16 protein-coding genes and 1 tRNA gene are annotated in these 21700 nt (G+C 41.5%); 2 read left to right on the top strand and 15 right to left on the bottom strand.

Annotated elements, in window-relative coordinates:
* Positions 1-60 precede the first annotated feature (60 nt).
* Positions 61-1020 (top strand): D-2-hydroxyacid dehydrogenase, encoded by a 960-nt coding sequence (locus Cop2CBH44_RS02240; protein ID WP_021929278.1) that lies wholly within the window; start codon positions 61-63, stop codon positions 1018-1020.
* Positions 1021-1240: 220 nt separating this feature from the next.
* Here the strand turns inward: Cop2CBH44_RS02240 and Cop2CBH44_RS02235 are convergent, their stop codons facing one another.
* From Cop2CBH44_RS02235 to gpmA, 8 genes are all read right to left on the bottom strand, one after another.
* On the bottom strand, positions 1241-2626 hold the full coding sequence (locus Cop2CBH44_RS02235) for a DUF1080 domain-containing protein (protein WP_200755473.1): 1386 nt from the start codon (positions 2624-2626) through the stop codon (positions 1241-1243).
* 338 nt (positions 2627-2964) lie between these two features.
* The gene (locus Cop2CBH44_RS02230) at positions 2965-3822 is read right to left on the bottom strand and encodes a sugar phosphate isomerase/epimerase family protein (protein ID WP_246469204.1); all 858 of its coding nucleotides are present in this window, start codon (positions 3820-3822) and stop codon (positions 2965-2967) included.
* Positions 3823-3935: 113 nt separating this feature from the next.
* Positions 3936-4814: a 3-keto-disaccharide hydrolase gene (locus tag Cop2CBH44_RS02225; protein WP_200755471.1), complete on the bottom strand. Its 879-nt coding sequence runs from the start codon at positions 4812-4814 to the stop codon at positions 3936-3938.
* A gap of 58 nt (positions 4815-4872) precedes the next feature.
* Complete coding sequence (locus Cop2CBH44_RS02220; RefSeq protein ID WP_021931084.1) at positions 4873-6360, bottom strand: glycoside 3-dehydrogenase; 1488 nt, start codon at positions 6358-6360, stop codon at positions 4873-4875.
* A 44-nt stretch (positions 6361-6404) separates the two neighbouring features.
* The gene (locus tag Cop2CBH44_RS02215; protein WP_021931083.1) at positions 6405-7478 is read right to left on the bottom strand and encodes a disaccharide 3-dehydrogenase; all 1074 of its coding nucleotides are present in this window, start codon (positions 7476-7478) and stop codon (positions 6405-6407) included.
* A 784-nt stretch (positions 7479-8262) separates the two neighbouring features.
* Positions 8263-9936, bottom strand: a complete 1674-nt coding sequence (locus Cop2CBH44_RS02210; protein ID WP_021929876.1) for a SusR family glycan utilization regulator — start codon at positions 9934-9936, stop codon at positions 8263-8265.
* 304 nt (positions 9937-10240) lie between these two features.
* Positions 10241-10314: transfer RNA gene (locus Cop2CBH44_RS02205), tRNA-Arg, on the bottom strand.
* Between the two features lie 117 nt (positions 10315-10431).
* Positions 10432-11175, bottom strand: a complete 744-nt coding sequence (gpmA, locus tag Cop2CBH44_RS02200; protein WP_021929865.1) for a 2,3-diphosphoglycerate-dependent phosphoglycerate mutase — start codon at positions 11173-11175, stop codon at positions 10432-10434.
* Between the two features lie 160 nt (positions 11176-11335).
* Here gpmA and Cop2CBH44_RS02195 point away from each other — a divergent pair, with 160 nt between their 5' ends.
* On the top strand, positions 11336-11728 hold the full coding sequence (locus Cop2CBH44_RS02195) for an A1S_2505 family phage non-structural protein (RefSeq protein WP_021929864.1): 393 nt from the start codon (positions 11336-11338) through the stop codon (positions 11726-11728).
* Between the two features lie 39 nt (positions 11729-11767).
* On the opposite strand, the gene Cop2CBH44_RS02190 is transcribed toward Cop2CBH44_RS02195, so the two are convergent.
* From Cop2CBH44_RS02190 to Cop2CBH44_RS02160, 7 genes are all read right to left on the bottom strand, one after another.
* A complete protein-coding gene (locus tag Cop2CBH44_RS02190; protein WP_021929863.1) occupies positions 11768-13108 on the bottom strand; it encodes a hypothetical protein in 1341 nt (446 codons plus the stop codon).
* Positions 13109-13166: 58 nt separating this feature from the next.
* Positions 13167-14216 (bottom strand): nucleoside hydrolase, encoded by a 1050-nt coding sequence (locus Cop2CBH44_RS02185; protein WP_200755470.1) that lies wholly within the window; start codon positions 14214-14216, stop codon positions 13167-13169.
* A gap of 32 nt (positions 14217-14248) precedes the next feature.
* Positions 14249-15376, bottom strand: coding sequence for an aldose epimerase family protein (locus tag Cop2CBH44_RS02180; protein WP_021929861.1), 1128 nt, complete (start codon positions 15374-15376; stop codon positions 14249-14251).
* Between the two features lie 52 nt (positions 15377-15428).
* A complete protein-coding gene (locus Cop2CBH44_RS02175) occupies positions 15429-17714 on the bottom strand; it encodes a glycoside hydrolase family 2 protein (RefSeq protein WP_200755469.1) in 2286 nt (761 codons plus the stop codon).
* A 106-nt stretch (positions 17715-17820) separates the two neighbouring features.
* Positions 17821-19809 (bottom strand): T9SS type A sorting domain-containing protein, encoded by a 1989-nt coding sequence (locus Cop2CBH44_RS02170; RefSeq protein WP_200755468.1) that lies wholly within the window; start codon positions 19807-19809, stop codon positions 17821-17823.
* 15 nt (positions 19810-19824) lie between these two features.
* Complete coding sequence (locus Cop2CBH44_RS02165; protein ID WP_021929858.1) at positions 19825-20619, bottom strand: glycoside hydrolase family 16 protein; 795 nt, start codon at positions 20617-20619, stop codon at positions 19825-19827.
* A 13-nt stretch (positions 20620-20632) separates the two neighbouring features.
* On the bottom strand, positions 20633-21682 hold the full coding sequence (locus Cop2CBH44_RS02160; RefSeq protein WP_200755467.1) for a DUF5627 domain-containing protein: 1050 nt from the start codon (positions 21680-21682) through the stop codon (positions 20633-20635).
* Positions 21683-21700 lie beyond the last annotated feature (18 nt).

Raw genomic sequence — 21700 nt, 5'->3', positions numbered from 1 at the left:
TTATTTTTTCTTTACAGTTTCTTAAATTGTCGTTTTGAATCATATAAAAATAAAAGGTACATGAAAATTGTTGTTTTAGACGGATATTCATTGAATCCAGGAGACCTTTCCTGGAAAGGGTTGGAAGAACTCGGCGAATGTATGGTATATGAACGCACTCCGAAAGAATTGATTATCGAACGTGTTAAAGATGCTGATGCTATCTTGACAAATAAAGTAGGTATCAAAAGAGAGATAATGGAGTCTTTACCGCACTTGAAATATATCGGGGTTCTGGCAACAGGGTATAATATCATCGACATCGGTGCAGCTAAAGATATGGGTATAACTGTAACCAATATACCAGCATATAGTACAGACTCAGTTGTCCAAATGGTATTTGCCCACTTACTGAATATTTCGAACCGGATAGCCCACTATACGAATGAGGTGAAAAACGGAAAGTGGACCAATTGTCCTGATTTTACTTTCTGGGATACTCCCCTCTTCGAATTGAGCGGGAAAACGATGGGTATTGTCGGGCTGGGTCATATCGGAATGGCTGTAGCTAATGCTGCATTGGCTTTTGGTATGAAAGTTATCGCTTTTACGTCAAAGGAACAAAGCCAATTGCCCGAAAATATTGTACCGGTATCAAAAGCTGAGTTGTTCAAACGAAGTGACGTGCTTTCGTTACATAGTCCGTTGACTCCTGAAACTCGAAATTTTGTAAACAAAGAAGTGCTCGACATGATGAAACCGACAGCTATTCTTATCAATACCAGTCGTGGACCATTAGTCAATGAAACTGACCTCGCACAAGCATTGAACAGCAAAAAGATATTTGCAGCCGGAGTCGATGTCCTTTCCAGCGAGCCTCCTAAAGCTGACAATCCACTATTAACTGCTCGAAATTGTTTTATCACTCCACATATTGCATGGGCTACATTTGAAGCACGTAAACGTTTGATGGACATTGCTGTCGACAACCTTAAAAGTTTTATGAACGGAGGTGCTAAAAACAGTGTAATTAATTTATAAATAATTTTGTGGACAGAATTTTGTGTTTAGTCACATGGATAAGAAATTTTTTCTTAGGGGCTGTCCGAAGAGCCAGTTCCTTACTTTTATAACAGCAAGGGGCTATCCGACTTTTGAGATGCCCCCAAAGTTGGACAGCCCCTTGATAATAAGCAAAAAAACGCCCTATTTGAATGAGACAGGGCGTTTTTACCTAAAAACAATCTTTATTACCTCTTTATTATAATTTAACCGGCGGCTTATACATATCTTGCGATGTCAAGCCACATTCTTTTTTCATCTGAATAGAATATTCCAAACGTCCGACTTCCGGACTTATATTGTTGGATCCAAAGCTGAATTTCACTCCAGCCTTCTTAGCCTTTGCAATAATAGCCTTGCTGGGAATATGATACAATTCGTTTATTTCAAGTACCTTTCCGTTTTCTATTATCGCATCGATAACTTTTTCTACGCGTTCATCTGTCCAGAACATGTCATACCTGTCGCTCATCTGTTCGGGTAGGAAAAAAGGATTTACAAAAATATTAGCGGGCTCTTTCATTACCTGACATGTCTTGTCGACAATCATATCCATATACTTCTGCTCATCGTCAATGATAACTTCATCATTTATCCAAAGGCGTACTCTCCTACCTTTCATATCGGTGAAGGTCAGAGCATCTGTAAAAATGAAGTCAAACTCATTTCTGGCTTTTTCTGAAAAGGTAGTTACCCATTCGCGTCCTTCGCCCTGCATCGCCAGTATAAACGGCTGTGTGCGCATAGAGTCGAGAAAAGCATATATGCCTTTATCATCAGTAACGGTAAATCCTATACCACAATTAGGAGCTATGGCATAATTGATGCCTGTCCGCCTCGATTGCCTTGCCGCAGCTTCTTTAGTAAAGCCTCCTTTTAGATGGACATGGTAATCCAAAACCGGAAAATCTTCTTGGTGGAGTCTCAAAATATCGTCGTCTTGCTCATTTTTAGCAACAGCTATTTGTGCCGGGATATTAATGTCTTTACGGTCCAATGTCTCTATCGAAATTTCCTTGAACTCGATATTCCCTTTACCTTCACTTACCAGAGAAAATGTACCTTCTGACAATACGGCGTTTTCGTTAGGAGATATACGCCATGGCTGGGCAGGCTCAATATATTCTACAACTACTGTTCCATTCACTTTTACAGAAACGGCTTGACCTTCGACCCGAATATTCAAATCGAACCATTGTCCATCTTTTACCAAGCTTTTGGTCAGATTACGTACCGACAACAAACTACCTGTCATCTTCCACCATACCGGGTCTTTTATATCATTATTAACGGCAATCCGATAGCCTTTGCCCGAATCATCGGTATGAATACCAATGAACCCTTTACCTCCCTGAACAGTGCGCATTTTCAGATTTAAATCAAAATCTTTGTATTTGCTATTTTTTAGCACGGCATAGGAATCGAGACCGGAAATTACCAATATACTGTCTTCTACAGAGACATTGCCTGAGGTATACCAATCATCATCGCTAGTACCGTCAAACAATATTCTGCTGGATGTATTCGTACATGCACTCAGCCCTATAAGTCCGAACAATAGCCATATTGCAATAGATTTGTTCATTACAGGAAATTTAAAAATATTTTTTTATAGTTTGATAAATAAGCCCTGCAAAATTCGAATCGGCTCTAAGAGCTAATTTAAATTTTCCAATAGAAAAATATTATCCGGTCATTTTAGCGTTTTCTTTCAGTCTTTTTTCCCATTTTCACTTATCAGATAATCTGCTACCCTCCTCATAAAAACAGAAAAATTATCCTCGAAAGATACTCCAAAACCCAACTTGAACTAAATTTAGACAGGTTCTGAGCTTTATCAGACTTTTTTCTTTATTTGTTCATTTCTATAACATATCCCCTTAATCATATTTTGAAAAAGGGAATATGTATATAAAGGTATCTTTAAAAATTGTAAGGGACGAACTCGGCCTGATTCAGATAGTCGAAGCTTTGTCTGACACTTTGCAATACCTCACCGCTGTATCTTTCAATCTCGGCGACTATGTCCTGGGTTCCGGCCTTCTGCACATTTCGGAATATGGCATCGAAACCCACCATTCCGCTCTGTCCGATTTCTCTCTCATCCTTGATGTGAAGGATCTTGAACCGTCCGGGATACTTGTTGAAATAATCCACCGGGCTGTTCTGTCCCCGTACCACCCAGTACACGTCCATCTGGAAGAAGACGTTCTCGGGATCGGTATGGCTGAGCATATAGTCATACATGGTCTCGCCCTCCACTTTCTGGAACTCGTGGGCGTGGTTGTGGTAACCGTACAGGAGCCCGTTTTCCCGGCAGCGTTTCCCGATTTCGTTATAATACCGGCAGTAGGTCTCTAAATCCTTCAGGCTCCCGGGCACGTCCATCCACGGAGTGACGATGTAGCTCATCCCCGCGGCCTTGTGGTCGGCGATGCACCGGTCCCACCACTTGAGCGCTTCCTGGAAGTTGCCCGAGGCCAGCTCTTCAGCGCTGAGTCCCCGTCCGGTATGGGAAGAGAGGACCGTCATTCCGGCCTTCTCCACGGCTTCCTTGAATTCCTCCGGGGTACGGCCGTAGAACTTGCCGTCGTTATAGCCGGCTGCTTCCACTCCGGTATAGCCCATCTCTGCCAGTTGGAAGAGGAGGCTGTCCAGATTACTGAAGTCCGGGAGAATCTTGTCCCTGACCGAGTACAACTGAATGTTGATGTCCTTCTTTGCGGCCGGAGCCTCTCCGGCTTCTGAAACAGGCTTTCCCGTACACCCCACGACCGTCATGGCAGTCATAAATAACAAAGTTTTGAATTTCATGTCGTAGATTTTTTTGAAGAGCCTGTTTACAGGGCAAACAGGCTCCCCGGTTAAAAAAAAAGTCAGTCTTGGAAATATGTTCAATCTAACACCTTCACGCGGATGTTCCGGTACCATACGTCATCCCCATGGTCCTGCAATCCGATGAACCCTTCGTGGTTGTCTCCCCCGCAGTTGTTGAGCAGGCTGAAAGCCAGCGGCCATTTCTCTTCGCTGAATTTGCTCTTCTGGAGCATTTCCGTCCATTGCGGAGTCCACAGGTGATATTCGAGCACGTTCTCCCCGTTTTGCCCGTGTACGACCGTACCCTTATATACCATGATTTTTGCCTTGTTCCATTCGCCGAAAGGCTTGGCATTCTGCGGCACGGCCGGTATCATGTCATACAGCGAAGCCGACTGTCGGTTGTTGTCCTTGCCCAGCTTGGCATCAGGATGGTTGGCATTGTCCAATACCTGGTACTCCGGTGCGGAAATGTAGATAGGCTCCACGATTTCCTTGCCGTCCTTGTCGGTGCTGGTCACCTCCTGGGCCAGGTAAAGAATGCCCGAGTTCCCCCCCTTGGAAATCTTCCATTCAAGTTCCAGCTCGAAATTCTTGAACTTGTGGGCGAAGATAAGGTCGCCGCCGTCGGCATCCTGGGCTTCACCCCCTCCGGTGCCGTTGAACTTGATGCAACCGTCCTCAATGGTCCATTTTCCCGGGACACGGTCCTTGCCGTAACCCCTCCATCCATTAAAAGTCTTCCCGTCGAAAATGGTGATATACCCATCCGCATCCACCGGAAGATTCAACGTGTCGCTTTCGGGGGCTTTCAAGGAAGAGGAATAAGAAACTGCCACTTCATTACCTGCTTGTTCAGCAGCCTGTCCTTCTGCAGCCTTTTTCTGGTTGCCACCGCTGCAGGCGATTAACGTACCGGCCATCATGCTGCCAGCAAAATAAAATACTTTTTTCATACGATTTTCAAGTTATAAATTTCTATTTCTGTTTTTTTTATACTCAATCCCCCGGCTGTTATCTGGGCATGTCGGGCAATTTCCACCCCTGGCGGTAATTGTGCTTGATCAGCTCCTGGGCATAAGCCTGTGCGTTGACCGGGTCAGTCCAGATTTTGTTGAATTTTGGGTCACCGTCCACAATTTTGAAATCGTCCTTGACAAGGTTGCGGATGGTCTCGTTGTCGGCTATATTGGTAAACCTCATGTTCTCCCCGTCCCACTGGAGCTCCTTGTTGAGAGTCTGCAGCCGCACGGCCAGTACCCCCATGACCACCATTTCGTTGAGCGGTCCGGCTTCGGAGAAATCCGATTTGGTCTTTACCCGGCTCGAAGGGCTTTCCTTGCAAGCCCGTATCCAGTCTTGTTCGTGGCCTCCTCCCATGGCGTTGGGCACGCGCCGGCAGACTTTGGGGGCGTTGGGCACCCGGCCCGAAAGCAGGTAAGGCTGCTGCCCGTAACAACCGCAAATAAGGGTATCCTTGGTCCCGTGGAAAATCGTCAATCCCCCTCCAGGTCCCATCAGCTGCTTGTTGTCAGGGAAACCGGCCGGCCGGTCCGGCATCATGCCTCCGTCATACCAGTGCACCTCGACTTCGGGCATGGCCACCTTGGGCATGTTGTCCCGGGCGGGGAAGACCATTTTCACGTGTTGGGCCGTAGGGGCGCAGTCTTGCAGCAGAAGGGTTGACGAGCCTTGTACCTTGGTGGGATACTTCAAGTTCAAGGCCTTGAACGGCTGGTGCAGGATGTGGCAGGCCATGTCCCCCAAAGCTCCGGTCCCGAAACGCCACCAACCCCTCCAGTTCCAAGGATGGTAGATGGAATTGTACGGAATCACCTCCGTAGGGCCACAGAACAGGTCCCAGTCAAGAGTCTTGGGAATGCGGTCTACCTTCTCAGGCGCGTTGAGACCCTGGGGCCAGATGGGCCGGTCCGTAGCGCATTCCACTTTGGTGACCTCTCCGATCTCACCGTTCCATATCCATTCGCACACCAGGTCGGTGCCCTCGTCCGAAGCCCCCTGGTTGCCCATCTGCGTAGCCACGTTGTACTTTTCGGCCAGCTTGGTCAGCAGACGGGACTCATATACCGAGTGGGTCAAAGGCTTCTGGCAATACACGTGCTTGCCCATGGTCAGCGCTTCGGCCGAGATGATGGCATGGGTGTGGTCGGCCGTAGCCACCAGGACCGCATCGATGCTCTTGCCCATTTCATCATACATCTTGCGGTAATCATAATACCTCTTGGCGTTGGGAAGGCGCTCGAAAACAGGCTTGGCATAACGCCAGTCCACGTCGCACAAGGCCACGATATTATCCGTCTTTTCCATGTTTTTCAGATTGGCATTACCCATGCCTCCGATACCTACAGCCGCGATGTTCAGCTTGTCACTGGGAGGGACATGCCCGAAACTCTTGCCCAGAATGCTGCTCGGGGCGATGGTCAGGCCGGCCAGGGCGGCAGCGCCTGTCTTGAGAAAATCTCTTCTTGAAATGTCTGACATAATAATTAAATTTTTAGTTAACCATTTATTTTTATATAGTTTGCTTAAAAACGTTTGATCAGTCCGTAACCGTTTTTCATGTTCCGGCGCCGTTCCCGGATACGCTCCAGCGTCTGTACTTTGCCGATGGAGGGCAGCTCGTGCTCCTTGGCATCCAGGAAGAATTTCCAGGCATACTCCGAGGCAATGGCCGAATCGCGCAACCGGGGCAGCAGGGGATGGCGCACGCCACTGCGCAGGGATTCCGCGAAGAGACGGCACAGACGGTCTATGTTCTTTCCCCCGAAAGGCTTCTCGATGCGTTGGGTCTGGTTGACCCCGTGGAGGTCCACCACGGCCGTCTTGAAGTCGTGGCTCATGCGGACAATGCCTTTGGTACCGATGATGTCGACATAGGAATTATGAGTCTGGTCTTTGGAAAGCTGCCCGTAAACGAAGCCTTGGGTGATGTCGAAAACCACGCCGTTGTCAAAAGTGCCGTGGCACTGTATCCACCAGGGGTCCTTGTAGTTCCACATGTTGATCCCCTGCGAGTGCCAGCTCTTGTATTCACACCCGGCATACCACCGCGCGATGTCAACGTAGTGCATCCCGCAGTCATGGAAAGCCGGCCCCTCATGTTCGTGCCCCTCGCCCGGCACAAGCCCCGGAGTCATGTGGCAGATGCGGAGGATGGCCAGCTCCCCGATTTCTCCCTGCTCGATGTAGTGCTTCATGCACTGGTGGTACCATGAATTCCGCAAATAGAGATTGACCGTGCTGAGCAGCGGTGACGATTCGCTCAGCCGCACGGCCTCCCATTCCCGCTCGACGGTATCGGCTATGGGCTTTTCCGATATGATATGCTTGCCATAATGTACGGCTTTGCTGATTTGCTCCAGCCTCGAATCGGCTAGTGTGAACAGGCCTACGACCTCTATTTCAGGGTCCTCGAAGATGACCTGCTCGTCTTCGATGATCTTGCTTCCGGGAGACAGCTCCCCGGCCAATGCCCGAATGCCCGGGTTGACATCGCATATGTAGCGTATGTCCCATTCCCCGCTCTTCTGCATCTCTTCCAAATAGAATCTCCCCATCCGGCCTAAGCCTATCAACCCTGTCTTTATTCTGGTGCTCATATTTTATATATTAGTATTAAAGATTATTTTGGTTAATCTGAAATTTCAACTTATAACACACATTATATTATATAAAGGAGGGAAAAGTATCGATGTAGCTTTGTTTTTCATGACAAATTCGTTTCGGTTTCCTTCCGTTATTACAAAGCTACTTTTTATAATTTTCAATTTTAAAGACAAACATCATTTTGTAGAATGGTAGAATAAATAAAAGTCTATTAATTAATTATTTAGTAAAAAAAAATATAGTAAAAAATGTAGACTATTTGGAGTTAAATTTTAAGAAATACCTGGATAATTAACTCTTTATTAATCAAAAAATAACCATAATTTTCATTTGAATAAAGCTTTTTTGTTTTACATCCGGTACTCATAGCACCTGCTTTTATGAAAAATTCCCATATTGCCTTCACTGATGTAAATGAAAGCCGTTCGAATTGAAATATTGAGTTTATTACTTTTTCAGTGACTGCTTTTGGTTTAGAGTAAATTGTACCGAGCGTGGCACACTCCAATCCTTCTCAAAAGTGACAGTTCTCGTCACCGTCTGCTATGCTCCTTATTGGCATAGAAAGATGTCTGCGAAAACCGCTCTCCAAGAATCAGTCTAATTTTTCCAATAAGAAAAATATTATCTGGACATTTTTTTACATTTCCTTTCGGTCTCTTTCCTCGTTTTTACTCGTCAGATAACCAGTTATTATTCTTATAAAAACAAAAAGTCTCCGAAAGAAACTTCCAAATCTGACTTGAGTAAAATTTAAATAGGCTCTAAACACATAGCCTATTCTTCTTTGCGACCGGCTATTCCGATTTTCATTACCATATCTTCGAATTCGTCTCTATCGATTGCTGCTTTGTTTCTCATCTTTGTACGATAATTGTATATCGTACTCATAGAGCAGCGCAAGAAACCTGCAATCTTGACATTATCGGTAATTCCCAAACGCAATAAGGCATAAATACGAAGTTCCTTATTGAGAAGGTCTCCTGATTTCAATACAATTTGCTCGTTTTCTGCCAAAAGTGAATTAAAATCGGTAACAAATGTAGGATACAAACTTAAGAAAATACTATCAAAATGGGTATATAATTCATCCAGCTCATTATCTACAACGGTTGTAGATTTAAGTATCTTTATCAGTTCTTCATATTGTCGGTTTATTCCCAATTTGTAGAGTGTTTTACGATAATCTTCCATTTTATCAATATAGGTAGAACAAAGATTGAAGAACTGGCCTATATACTGCTCTTTTACATCGTTTGACTCTCTTAACTGGGCATTCTTGCTGTGCAACAAATCATTTGTTTCATTCAATTCTCTATTTAATTCGGTAAGTTTTTCATTGACATTCGACAGTTCCTTTTTTATCCGAGACAATTTTTTCATCTGTTTATAAATATATACAACCAGTAATATAAGGAACAAAGAGAGCACACTTATCAAAATCAGATATGTTTTCAGCGCAGCGTTGGTTTTTGCTTCTTTAGCTTGATAAGAAGCATTTATAATAGAATAAAACCGAACCATCTGGGCCGTGCGAAACTGTACTTGTGAAAACATCGCATCTTCTATAGCAGACTGGGTATATTTGAAAGCTTTTGCAATATCTCCATTATCATTATAAATGAGGGCGAGCCGTAAAAATGAAGAGTTTTCTTTAATAGAATTTTTTACGTCGGCAATGGCAGACATGATATAGTATTTTTTTTCCAGTTCGGGTTCTCCTTTCCATCCGAATATATATCCTAAATAATGTGTAACTATGGCATAATTCGGAGTATCGATATCCTCGGTGTCTAATAAATCGAACAATAGTTCTTCCGCTTTGTCATTTTGTTTCTGGCTGATATACTTGCTTACCATATTTATCTTATAATCAAATGATGACGGATCGAGAACCAGTAATAGAGAATCCTTATATAAACGCGTTTGTTGTGAATATTTAGGTTGGTTACTGATAGCCTCATAGTGCTCAAAAAAACGGCAATAAGCATTATAATACTCACATAATATATCTTTGGATAGTTTGGAGGGATGTATTTTTTTCAATATTTCTTCTGATTCACGAAAACGCCCGGCATAAGAATAAGATGTTGCAAGGTTTATCTCCGAGAGATATCTTAAATTCGTTTTATTCAATGTATTTGCTATCTGGACATTTCTTTCGGCATAATGTATGGCAGAATCAAGTTTGAATTTTTTATATTCGTTATACAACTTCAAATTGATTTCATATTCATATTCAAGGGAAGCATTTTTCTTTTCCAGCAGCTTTTTGAGGTTTGTAATATCCTGCTCTTTTTGTTTTGTGAACAATTCCTTATTATCGATGATATGGTCTAAATAATCTGACATCGATTGCAGGTCGTCAGTTGCATATAGGGATATGCCTACTGTACTGAATATAAAGATAAAAATATACTGTAATAACGATATCCTAAAATCTGTTTTCATTCCTGGTATTATTACTTCGGTGATAATATCTTCTGGTGCAAATTTTGTCTTTTCTTCTCTAAAAATAGAATCTGTATACAAAAATAGCTGTAATATTGTAAATAACCATAAAAGAAAAAGGAATATAACAATATTACAGCTATTTTAAAATATAAGTATAAAAAGTATAAATGATATTTTTTAAATATTTTCTTTACTATAATCTTATCTTCAGTTTAAGAAAGTTCTTAAAGTTAAGAAAAGCGAAGAGTGACATATAAAAACAATGAGCAGCTAATCCATAGATTAACCGCTCATTGTTCGGTGATCGGGCTGGGATTCGAACCCAGGACCCACAGCTTAGAAGGCTGTTGCTCTATCCAGCTGAGCTACCCGACCGGCCTTACTTTTGTTCAAAAGCGATGCAAAGGTAGTTATTTATGTGAAACTTCCAAAATATTTCTTCTAAAAACTCCGGTCGATAGCTAATTTAATGAAGAGAGGCTTTTTCAAGTCTTACTTTTTCCCCTGATTAGCAACAGCATTCATTTTCTTTTTTATTTCATCGGCATCTCCTAAAAAATAATCCTTAACCAAGTTGTAATTGTCGTCAAATTCGAAAACATAGGGAACAGCCGTCGGTAAATTTAATTTGACAATTTCATCGTCGGAGATATTCTTCAAATGTTTTATTATTCCCCGAAGGCTATTGCCATGAGCGACAACAAGTAAATCATCGGCGGTTTTAAGATTCGGAAATATAACTTTTTCCCAATAAGGCATAATCCGTTCTATGGTTTGTTTTAATGATTCTGTACGAGGAAGTTCTCTATCCGGAACTTCTTTATAGCGAATATCGAAACGAGGATTTCTCGGATCGTCTTCTGCCAATGGAGCCGGAGCGATGTCATAACTGCGACGCCATATCAAAACCTGCTCTTCTCCGTATTTTTCGGCAGTTTCACTTTTATTCAAGCCCTGTAAAGAACCGTAGTGTTTCTCATTCAACCGCCAGCTTTTCTCTACCGGAATCCAATCTTGGTCAAGTTTGTCAAGTACACAATTCAATGTCTTTACTGCCCGTTTCAAATAGGATGTATATGCTTTGTTGAAAACAAAATTTTCTTTTTTAAGAACTTCCCCAGCCTTTAAAGCTTCTTCTATTCCTTTTTCAGATAAATCGACGTCTGTCCAACCTGTAAATCTGTTTTCTTTGTTCCATGTACTTTCTCCATGACGGAGCAAAACAATTCTTTTCATAATGATAGTTTTTATATATCAAGAACAAATTTATTATATACAAAGTTCGCTAACCTTCAATGGAGAAACAATACCTATTACATGGTATATTGCGACAATTTATAGTATAATTTGTCTAAATATAAAAAAAGACGTATCTTCAGTGTAATATAATTTCGATATGCAAACTGACAGAATAACACCTGAATGGATAACGGATTTGAATCCGGATGAAATCTTTGTATTCGGAAGCAACAGCCAAGGACATCATAACGGTGGGGCTGCCCGAACAGCACTAAAATGGGGGGCGATATATGGTCAAGGTGAAGGATTACAAGGGCAAACTTATGCAATACCTACCATGTTTGCTTCTGTGCAGAACATAGTTCCTTATGCAGACCGTTTTATCGAATTTGCCCGGTTGCATCCTGAAATGAAATTTTTATTGACAGAAATCGGATGCGGGATAGCGGGTTTTTCGCCTAAAGATATAGCGCCTTTATTTAAAAAATCCAGAAGCATCGAAAACATATATTTGCCCCAACGCTTCTGGAGTATTTTAGATAAGAAGTAATCTTCATTTTGCAATTATCCAATATCAATAAAATATGTGTTATTGTTTTATGATTACAGAAGGTATAGGATTCAGATTATTACCTAAAGAATAGAGTGAATAAGGTTCCATCTGCAAATGTATTTCTCCCTCTATTATCGAAACATCGTTTTTTCTTACACCATAATTATCATTATATGTAGCTATCACTTGTGCCGTGTTTCCTACGCAACCTTTTATTTTTACCATTCTCCGCCGAGATGAATTATTCTGAACAATCATCGTCCAGTTTTGCCCTTTTTCTGCTGCTACTGCTGATAAATCTGAATCTGATGCTGACGTTTCTACCACTCTATATCCAGGTAATAAATGGGAGTGATAATGCAATGCCACGTAGCTATAAGGTGTAGCCTGACTCGGACGACTTGCATACCAAGGGAAACTGCCTGATGCCCGTGCCGAGTTGTACACTAAAGCATATAATCTGGCTGTTTCCATTCCATGGGTTATCCAATTTTTTTTATCTTCCGGTGTTCTTTTCCAGAAATTATTGTCATAGTCCAACTCACCACAATAGGCCGGGAGTCCGGTCGTTGAAATCCAATCTCCCCAAGATGCCACGTGAGAGGCCCTGTCATCGTTATGAAGCCAATATGAATGAAAATCGAATCCTGCTACACAGTCTTTTACTTCTTTGAACATAGATTGAGCCTGATGTAATTCGGACGGATATACGCTGTGAATGGCAATAATCCATTGAGTTCCGAGATTGTGTTTTCTGAATTTTTTTGTACTCTTTTTTATCAGTGTTACTTGTTCTTCTACCGACATACCGATATTATAACCTCCGTAGCCTGTCTCAGATGCAATTGTAGGTTCATTTATCGATATCCAGTCAACCTCTGTTCCGTATTTTTCTTTCGCTTCCAACAAATAGGCAGTTATCGATTCAACCATTTCGTCCAAATCTCTTATGCGACGGTTATGTCCTTGTGACGGGTCTTGTATGTTCCAATCGGCCATGTCCCATATCGACAGCCATATTGCCAAATTTTGTTTTTTCATACGAACCAATCGTTCAAATGAATTGGAAATAGACTTCGTTACGGTAAATCCCTGCTTGTTTATCGTATTGGCAGATTTGTTATCGTTGACCGGTTCCCATTCTTTTAAAGGTAATCCTATTCTCACAGCATTTACAGGTAAAGATGCCAGCATCTCCGAAAGTGAATTTTTCAGTATTTCGGCTCCTCCGGTAGTATGGTAACCTTCCATGTTGATACCCATATATTCTATTGTTTGTTTCTTTTTCGTAAAATCAACCTTTACTTCCTGAGCCCATATATTCTGAATGTATCCGAAACATAACCCAATATAAAGGCAAACTCTCAGCTTATTCATAGCACAAAATTTGTAATCTTTTATTTATTTTTCATCTTTCCTGACATCAAAAGATATATTATTCAAAGTCCTTATATTTTGCCGGTTTTTGAGTTATAAAACGAATAAAATAGTCCTTTATCGTCTGGGCCTGTTCTTCGTTAACAGTCAAGTAAGAATGTTTGCCATTCGCATTAGGGGAAAATGTAGTTGCCCCCGTATCATCTATGCTTATGGTTCCCGGACCTGAATTTCCAAAAAAGTTTTTGTCATTTTCTACGACATAAAGGACTGATGTCATATCCCATGTTTGACGGTCATACGGCATTTCCATGTAATTTTCATATCCCACTACCAAGGGATTAGGAGTTTTCCATTTAAAATCGTTTTCGATGCATTTTGCCGGAAACAAAATGGCATCACCTACTTCATAAGGTGAAGCAACAATCGGTGTAGGCCATTCATTGACAAATTTCTGAGCTGAGGGGATATCACAATAGACATTGAATTCTTTGAATGCCGTATCCTGCATTTGTCCCATCATTGCAGAAACGTATTTTACTTTTTTCTTTACCAAGTCTTTTCCTGATAACGGAGAATATTCGTCGGCTTGAGAATCCAATAATTGAGCCAAATTTGTAGAAAATCCTACAGATACGATGACAACAGAGGAATCCGGTTGTCCTGAAAGCACTTTACGGTATAAAGACACCGATTTAAGGAAATCGGCATAATTCGTAACCGTCCTTTCAAAAGCTGGTTTGCCGTTGTCAGTCTTCAATTCACAAGCTGTTTGTATAAAATGTGAAGAATTATTTTTGTCCGTCCCGTTCTCTACTACTCCTATGGGAATGTTATGCCCATACCAAGTATTCATTATGTCTATATATCCCGGACAATATTCGCTTTTTTTTGTCGTGGGAATAGCCAGCAGATTGATGCGTCCTTCTTCCATATATTTGTACAACATATCCAGTGCTAGAGCATCATCTACGTCATTTCCCATATCGGTATCAAAAATAATAGATAAAGGGGTGTTTTCTTCTGTTGTTTTTGCAGCATCTTTCGAAGAACATCCGACAAAAGCCATTATCGAAATCAGCAATGCCCATAATTGTGTTGTTTTCATGTTTGTGTATTTTATATTAAAAAAGATTAAATTTATTCCACTCCAAATTTATATATACAGACACTATGATATTTTTCTCCAGGCCGCAATACTACCGTAGGCCATTCGGGATGATGTGGTGTGTCGGGATAATGTTGGGTTTCGAGGCATAAAGCGGAACTCCTGCCATATTTTATTCCTTTTTTTCCCGATATACTTCCATCCAAATGGCTACAAGAATAAAACTGTACTCCCGGTTCGTTAGTAAAGACTTCCATAGTACGTCCACTCTCCGGTTCTACTACCTTACAAGCTACAGTGTTTATATCTCCTTTCGTATTCAATATATAATTATGGTCATATCCGTGGGCATATATCAACTGTTCGTCCGGTTCATTTATTCGGGATCCGATTGCTTTGGGTGTTGTAAAATCGAATACTGTATTGTCTACAGAAGCTATCGTACCAAGTGGAATCAATGTACTGTCTACGGGAAGATAAGTATCGGCATTTATTTTCAGAATATGTCCTAATATGTCATACTCCGGATTGCCCGATAAATTGAAATAGCTATGATTGGTCAAGTTCACTACCGTAGGAGCATCGGTCACGGCATTATAAGTAATTTCCAATGCGTTGTCTGACCGAAGTGTATAACGGATTTCTACTGAAAGATTTCCCGGGAATCCTGCTTCTCCGTCCACTGAGATGTACTTTAGCAATAAGCTGCTGTCACAATCGGCTACTACTTCCCAGACTTTCCGATCGAATCCCTCGGGTCCTCCGTGCAAACAGTGTGTGCCATTATTTATCGGTAATAAATACTCTTTTCCGTCCAAAACGAAATTAGCATTTGCAATACGATTGCCATAACGACCAATAATTGCTCCAAAATTACCCTCTATGTTCAGATAGTCCTGTATCGAGTCGTGTCCCAATACGATATCTGCGAATGTCCCGTTGCGGTCGGGGACCCATAAAGAGACTATTCTCCCTCCAAAATTGGTTATTGTCGCCTCCAAGTCGTTTTTATTTTTCAGGGTATACAACCTAACCGGTTTGCCTTCGACACTCGCACTAAACCTTTCGGGATTCATACCAGACAGTGTTGTTTCTTCTTGATTGCAACTGCTGCATAGTAATAAACCCATGAACATCACTATCAAACTGTATTTATACATACTCAATATTTATTTGGAGTTCGTTTAATCGGGAATAACTCGTTCAAGGGAATCAATTGTTCATATTCAAAATTGCCGTACCTTTTTCTTTCGGTTCCGGTTTCGGCCGGTACAATAACGTATATTCAGAATTGTATTCGGGGTTTTCGTCTACTTCCAATATCAATTTGAACCTGTCAACAGTCCATTTCGGCAGCTTGAACCGAGCTGTCGGTCCTGCTAAATTGGTATTTTTTTCGGTTGTCGGAGTATCCCATGTGAGTATTTCTATCGTTTCGTTACCGGCTTGTAGTTTTATTCTCAGTTTTCCCGGACAAATTTTTTCATATTTGTCGTTCAACAACCATATTTCTGCGAAAAATTCTTCTCCCTCGTTCCAGACAAACTTGCTCAAACGAGCACTTGTACAAAACGGTCGGCAAGAATTAGATACAGCATAAAACGCCGGTTTGGCAATAGCCGGATAGACTAATAACGAATTGTTCACAGCAGCCGGCCAGGGTTCATTATAACACCAGTTCAAAGCCATGGAACAGTATGGTTTTTGACGGCGGGCCTCCTCATAAATCGCTTTGTATCCTTCACTTTGCATCAGTTGACTTTGTGCAATGAGTTCTTCTAATGATGTTGCTTGTCCGAAATATTCATTCAGAATGTCAGGGCACAACCAAGTATCTCCAGCCCATGCACCGAAGGCATGATGTTCCTGCCATGCCGTATTCGGTTTCGGAGGGAACAATTGATTTTCAGGAATGATTTGTTTCAGTACTTCCATCGGAGAGATACCCGGCATACCAAATTCGGTATATGCTGTATTGTGTGCATTGTTCATTGCTTCAAAAACTTCCCGACCGTCAAAGTATTTGAAAATATAGCAACCATGGGCCATTCCATAAAGTGGAGAGGTAGGGTTGTAAGGAACCAGTGGGTCATATTCCAAGCAGATACTATTGAGTAAACGCAAAGGTAACGACTGATCGGTCATCAACGACCAGTTATTGAACAGTTCGTTACCTCCGCACCACATTGCCAAACACGGGTGTTTTCTTAACCGTTTCACTATCGACGTAGCTTCTTGTTTCAATATCGACAGGTAGTGCGGCTCGTCGGGATACAAATTGCATGACAACGGGAACTCCTCCCAAACCAAAATACCTTTTTCGTCACATAATTCAAAAAAGGATTCTTTATTTACGATACCTCCACCCCAAATTCTGAACATATTGAAATTTGCTTCAACCGCCAAATCAATCAATTCATTGTAACGTTCCCGTGTAATGATACCGGGGAAAATTTCGGGATTGACCCAATTGGTTCCTTTAGCGAAAATCTTACGACCATTCAGTTCCAATTGTGCCGGAGGTACACTTCTCCCTTTCGGAAAATCTTCAGGTTCGTCCCACGCTCCTTCATTCATTACCAGACGGACTCTTCTGAATCCAATTTTTTCCGTAATTTTTTGAATGGACTTTCCTTTCTTATCTTTCAACTCAAATACCGAAGTATAAAGGTATGGGGTTCCGTGATCATATGACCACCACAGTTCTGGATTTCTGAATTCTATCCCTTCCAGCAGTGAATGTTCAGATAATTTTCCTTGTCTGCGTAAAACATTTTTCCCTTCTTTATTCTTCAATGTCCAAGAAAAAGAACAGTCGTCCAAATTCCGACCTTCTATGGCTAGTTCTATATTTGCTTTATCAAATTTGTCGGATAATACGTATTTTACAAATACATCATCGATATGTGATACGTTTCTTTTTTCCAAATATGTATCATCCCATATACCCAATGGTACAAGGCGGGGATGCCAATCCCATCCGTAACTCACGGCAGGTTTTACCACATGTGCTGCCTGAGAACGATCGACCGGAGTTTTCTGTTTTTTGGGAACTGGATAAATCAATATCTGCAAGCTGTTATCGGGTTGCAGCTTGTCGGTCAGGTCGAGATTTACATATGTAAACATTCCTTCCTGATAAAATAACTTTTCTCCGTTCAAATATATTTCGAACTGGTAGTCGATACCTTTTGAAACAAAATAAAGACGTTCGGATGAAGATAAAACCGGTTTTTTAAACTGAGTCTTATAGGTGTAATACATATCTTCCATCCAACCATATTGCTTGTAATTGTCATTAAAAACATAGGGTGGATAATTCTCGGCCCGTGCAATATCCAATTGTACGGCTCCTGGTACGATTGCCGGAATTTCTTTTCCTTGTGATAATTGTTTATCGGCAGAATAACTGACCGACCATTTCAATTCCGGCATCCGTACTGCTGCAAATACATGGCAGGACAAAAATACGGATAATATAAAAACTATTCTCTTCATACTCGGCTCTTTAAAATATTTCAACTATGGACAAAACAATCTTCGGAAAGAGGTCTTATCATAACCTCTTTCCTTTTGTTTTGTAAAAAGATTCGGGATTAAAACATTATTGTTTTAAAACTTTATATATATTGCTTTTTCCTGTTTCGGAATCAACGATTTGTAGAAAGTAAATGCCTGACGATAAATCTGAAAAATCGATATTTCCTTCTTGCTGTTTCACCGGGAATTGTTTCACCAACATTCCTGTTCCATTTATCAGGTTCATTTTTGCCGGTTGAAAATCAGGAGGTAAGTTATATATCAATTTATCTGTTACCACTGTCGGATATACAACAATATGGTCTATCCATGCTGCTTCTATATCTGTAGAGAGGCCACCAACTTCATAATAGTCAAAATTCGGACCGCTTTTCTTTACAGCTACGAATTTTATGGTATTGGATCCTTCCACCATCGGTACAGGAAATATTTTTTGTCCCCAAGATGTACCAGTCGACGGTAAATTTATTTCTGTTACTTTTTCGTCATTTACATATACCTCACATGTCCGGTCCGTAGAACAAGAATAACTTATTTTTACATCATATGTCCCTGCAGAAGTTTGCTCGTATGTAAAACCGGCCCAAGAATTTATGTTACCGAAATCGACATACCCCCAACCTGAATATCCGGCAACTCCCGTAGCAATAGCCGAACCGTCACCAAAAATTTCATCTTCAGCCTCAATGCGTCCTTCCGGAGCTTGTTCTCCTATACGCAATGTTGCAATTTCTGCCAAGTTAGTTCCTACCGAATAAAGCGAATACGGCTTCAAAGTTATTTTGAGTATACCATTCTCATATTTGGCCACTTTATCGTTTCTTACCCCATAATTATTGACATAGGACTCATATACCTGAAGTCCGTCAAGTTCCGGGAATCCATTTATTTCAATAGTCTTTGCCGTACCACTATTATTTTGCAGTATCATCACCCGGTCATCTTCTTTACATGCTCCTACAGCATATATGTTTCCGTCCGTACTACTTGTTTCCACTACCGTATATCCCGGCGGAATATGGGCAAAATAATGCAAATCGACATATCGATAAGTCGACTCTTCTTTCGGAGACCCCGGGAACCAAGGGTAAGAACCTGCACTATAAGAATACCGATAAATTTGATAATACATTTTTCCGGTAGGCATACCGTGAGAAATCCAGTCCCCCCCTTTATAGTCGCTTTTGTAGTTGTCCAACTCACCACAGAAAGTCGGAACATCACTGGTGGCAAAGAAATCACCCCATTGTTCTACTTGGTCTTGTCCACCATATTGCAATTCGTACGAATGGAAATCCACTCCATCGATATATTTTTTAGCTTCAGGGTCAGCCAATATTTCCTTTACTTGACGAAGTTCGGACGGGCGGAAACACAAGCTACCGATCATCCATTTCGTTCCCAATCCATGTTTTTCGAATAATTCACCGGCTTTTTTAAACAACCGGATATTTTCGTCGACCGACAACACGGTGTTATATCCTCCCCAGCCTCCGTCAGCCTTATCTTGTTGCAAAGATTCATTGAAAGATACCCATTTCACTTCCACGCCTGTCTGTTCTTTTATATAGATAAGTAAAGCACAAATGGATTCGGCAAACTCGTCAATGTTATTGATTTGTCTTCCGGCCTGATAGTCGTATGCCGCCCCGCTATTCGGATTTTTCAGAATCCAGTTGGGCAAGTTCCAAAACGAGAGCCACACATCTACATTAAACTCGTTTTTCATTCTCCGGATACGGTTTACCGAATGTATGACAGCTATATCATCTTTACTAAATCCATCCCAGTTGATTACATCCGGGTCATCGTTATCATTCGAACGTTCCCACTCTACCATAGGAGCACCGATACGCGCCACCTGACAAGGCAGGGTCTCCAGCATCTCTTTTTTGTCTGCACTCAGTTCATCCCACTGCCCTACATGGTATCCTTCCATATTGATACCATTGGCAATCATCGTCTGCCGCTTTGCATTAAAATCGACAGTAACCTGAGCAGCTACCCACACAGGGAACAATATCCCCAAAATCATCAAAAATCTCGTTTTCATATTGTTTACTTCTTATCATTTATTTTTTTGATATACTCTTACATAATCAACTTCCATCATTTGAGGAAATATCGAATCATCTATACCTTGTTGTCCTCCCCAACCTCCGCCAATAGCCACATTCAATATCAGATAAAAAGGTCTGTCAAAAGGCCATACACTGAAATTGTCCGCTTCTTTAGCGAAAGTAAAAACTTTCACTTCATCAATAAAGAAATCTATTTTCTCGGGCGACCATTCCATTGCATAGAGATGATATTTATTATGCAGGTTACTTACTTCATACCAAATACCTTTACTTCCTTTTTTACTGTTGTTATAAGTATCGTTGTGAATATTGATATGTATTTTGGAGGGGTCGAATCCGACATACTCCATAATATCTATCTCACCGCTATGGGGCCATCCTCCATAATAGTCTTCGGCGGGTAACATCCAAATGGCAGGCCATATTCCCCGGCCGTAAGGCAGTCTTGCCGAAACTTCTACCCTCCCGTACAGAAATTCCTTTGTACCTTTTGTTATCACACTTCCCGAAGTATAATTGTCTTTCTTGCCGTTATAGGGCTCTTTCCGAGCAATAATTTGCAATGTTCCCCCACCTACACGAGTATTCTCGATACGACTACGCGTATAGAACTGGCTTTCTTTGTTGCGTATCGACTGTCCATATTCGTATCCCCACACTTTCGGGTCTGGCAGCCCTGTATATTCAAACTCATCTTGCCATACCAATTTCCAATCGCCGGTCTGAGCCGACAAAGCGAGAGGAAACGCACAGCATATTATTCCTATTATTTTCTTCAACATAATCCAATAAATTTTAAGGTGTTACTACTTCCGGGGTGAACTCTTCGAGTTTCACCATATTATCTCTGAATACCAAGGTATCGGCAGCATGGTATGTAACGCCATTGGCATCGATATTCAAATCCAAATAGAAGGCATCCCGGGTTTTACCTCCCCAAACTTGCCCGTCTTTAACGTATTTTCCAGTACCTGTAACATTGAAGGCAGTACCGTCTTTTTGAGCTACGGTTACATTATTCGTTTCCGGGTCAACAGATACAACCACTTCATATTTTCCTGGAGAAGTTCCGGCAGCTACCTGTATTTGCGACGTATATTCTACAGTAGTCAGCGACTTAGTTGTCAATGGAGTTACCAATCCTTCTTCAACATACCCATATTGGCCATATCCATAACTTGCCACTTGTCCGGCATTGTCCGAAGCTGTTGTTTTTCCTCTCAATAAATAATTTCCATGATACGGATTGATATACTTTATACCGAAAATAGTGAAATCCATAGGAACCGTTTTCCAATGAGATGCTATTCTCGGATCCGGATTGGCAACACTTTCATCTGCCGCTCCTCTCAAAACCGAATCGACCGAGGCGGAAACGATTCTTAAAGGCAATACATAATTCGTGGTACAAGCATCGGGATCTTCGAAGAACGCATCAGTCAACTGAACCGTAACCCCTCCGGAATAGCTACCTTTCGGTATAATCATCGTATTGGAATTACTTAAAGTATAATACTCGCTCGGTAACATCTTAACCGGTAATCCGGATTCTCCAAAATTCAAATTTTCTACCAAAGTGGGGTCTATAATATAGTCAACTTGTACATTTTGTTGATTTTGATATACGCCTCCCATCTTAGCACTGATTACAAAACGGTGATTTCTGTCATTTGTATTGTCATAACCATCGCAATCCCCCAAAATCAACGTTCTTACAGGATAAGTCCACGGAAAATACACAGCGGTATAATCAAAATCGTCGAACTCCCAATCTCTATTTTGGCAACCGGTCATCAACATTATAAATGCCAATAACAACACCGATTTTACATTCTTGAATTTCATATAGATATCTTTTTATTG

It is taken from the genome of Coprobacter secundus subsp. similis, from assembly GCF_015097275.1.
GTDB lineage: Bacteria > Bacteroidota > Bacteroidia > Bacteroidales > Coprobacteraceae > Coprobacter > Coprobacter secundus.
The sequence above is the reverse complement of the archived record's forward strand: the minus strand, read 5'-3'. Positions and strand labels throughout refer to the sequence as shown.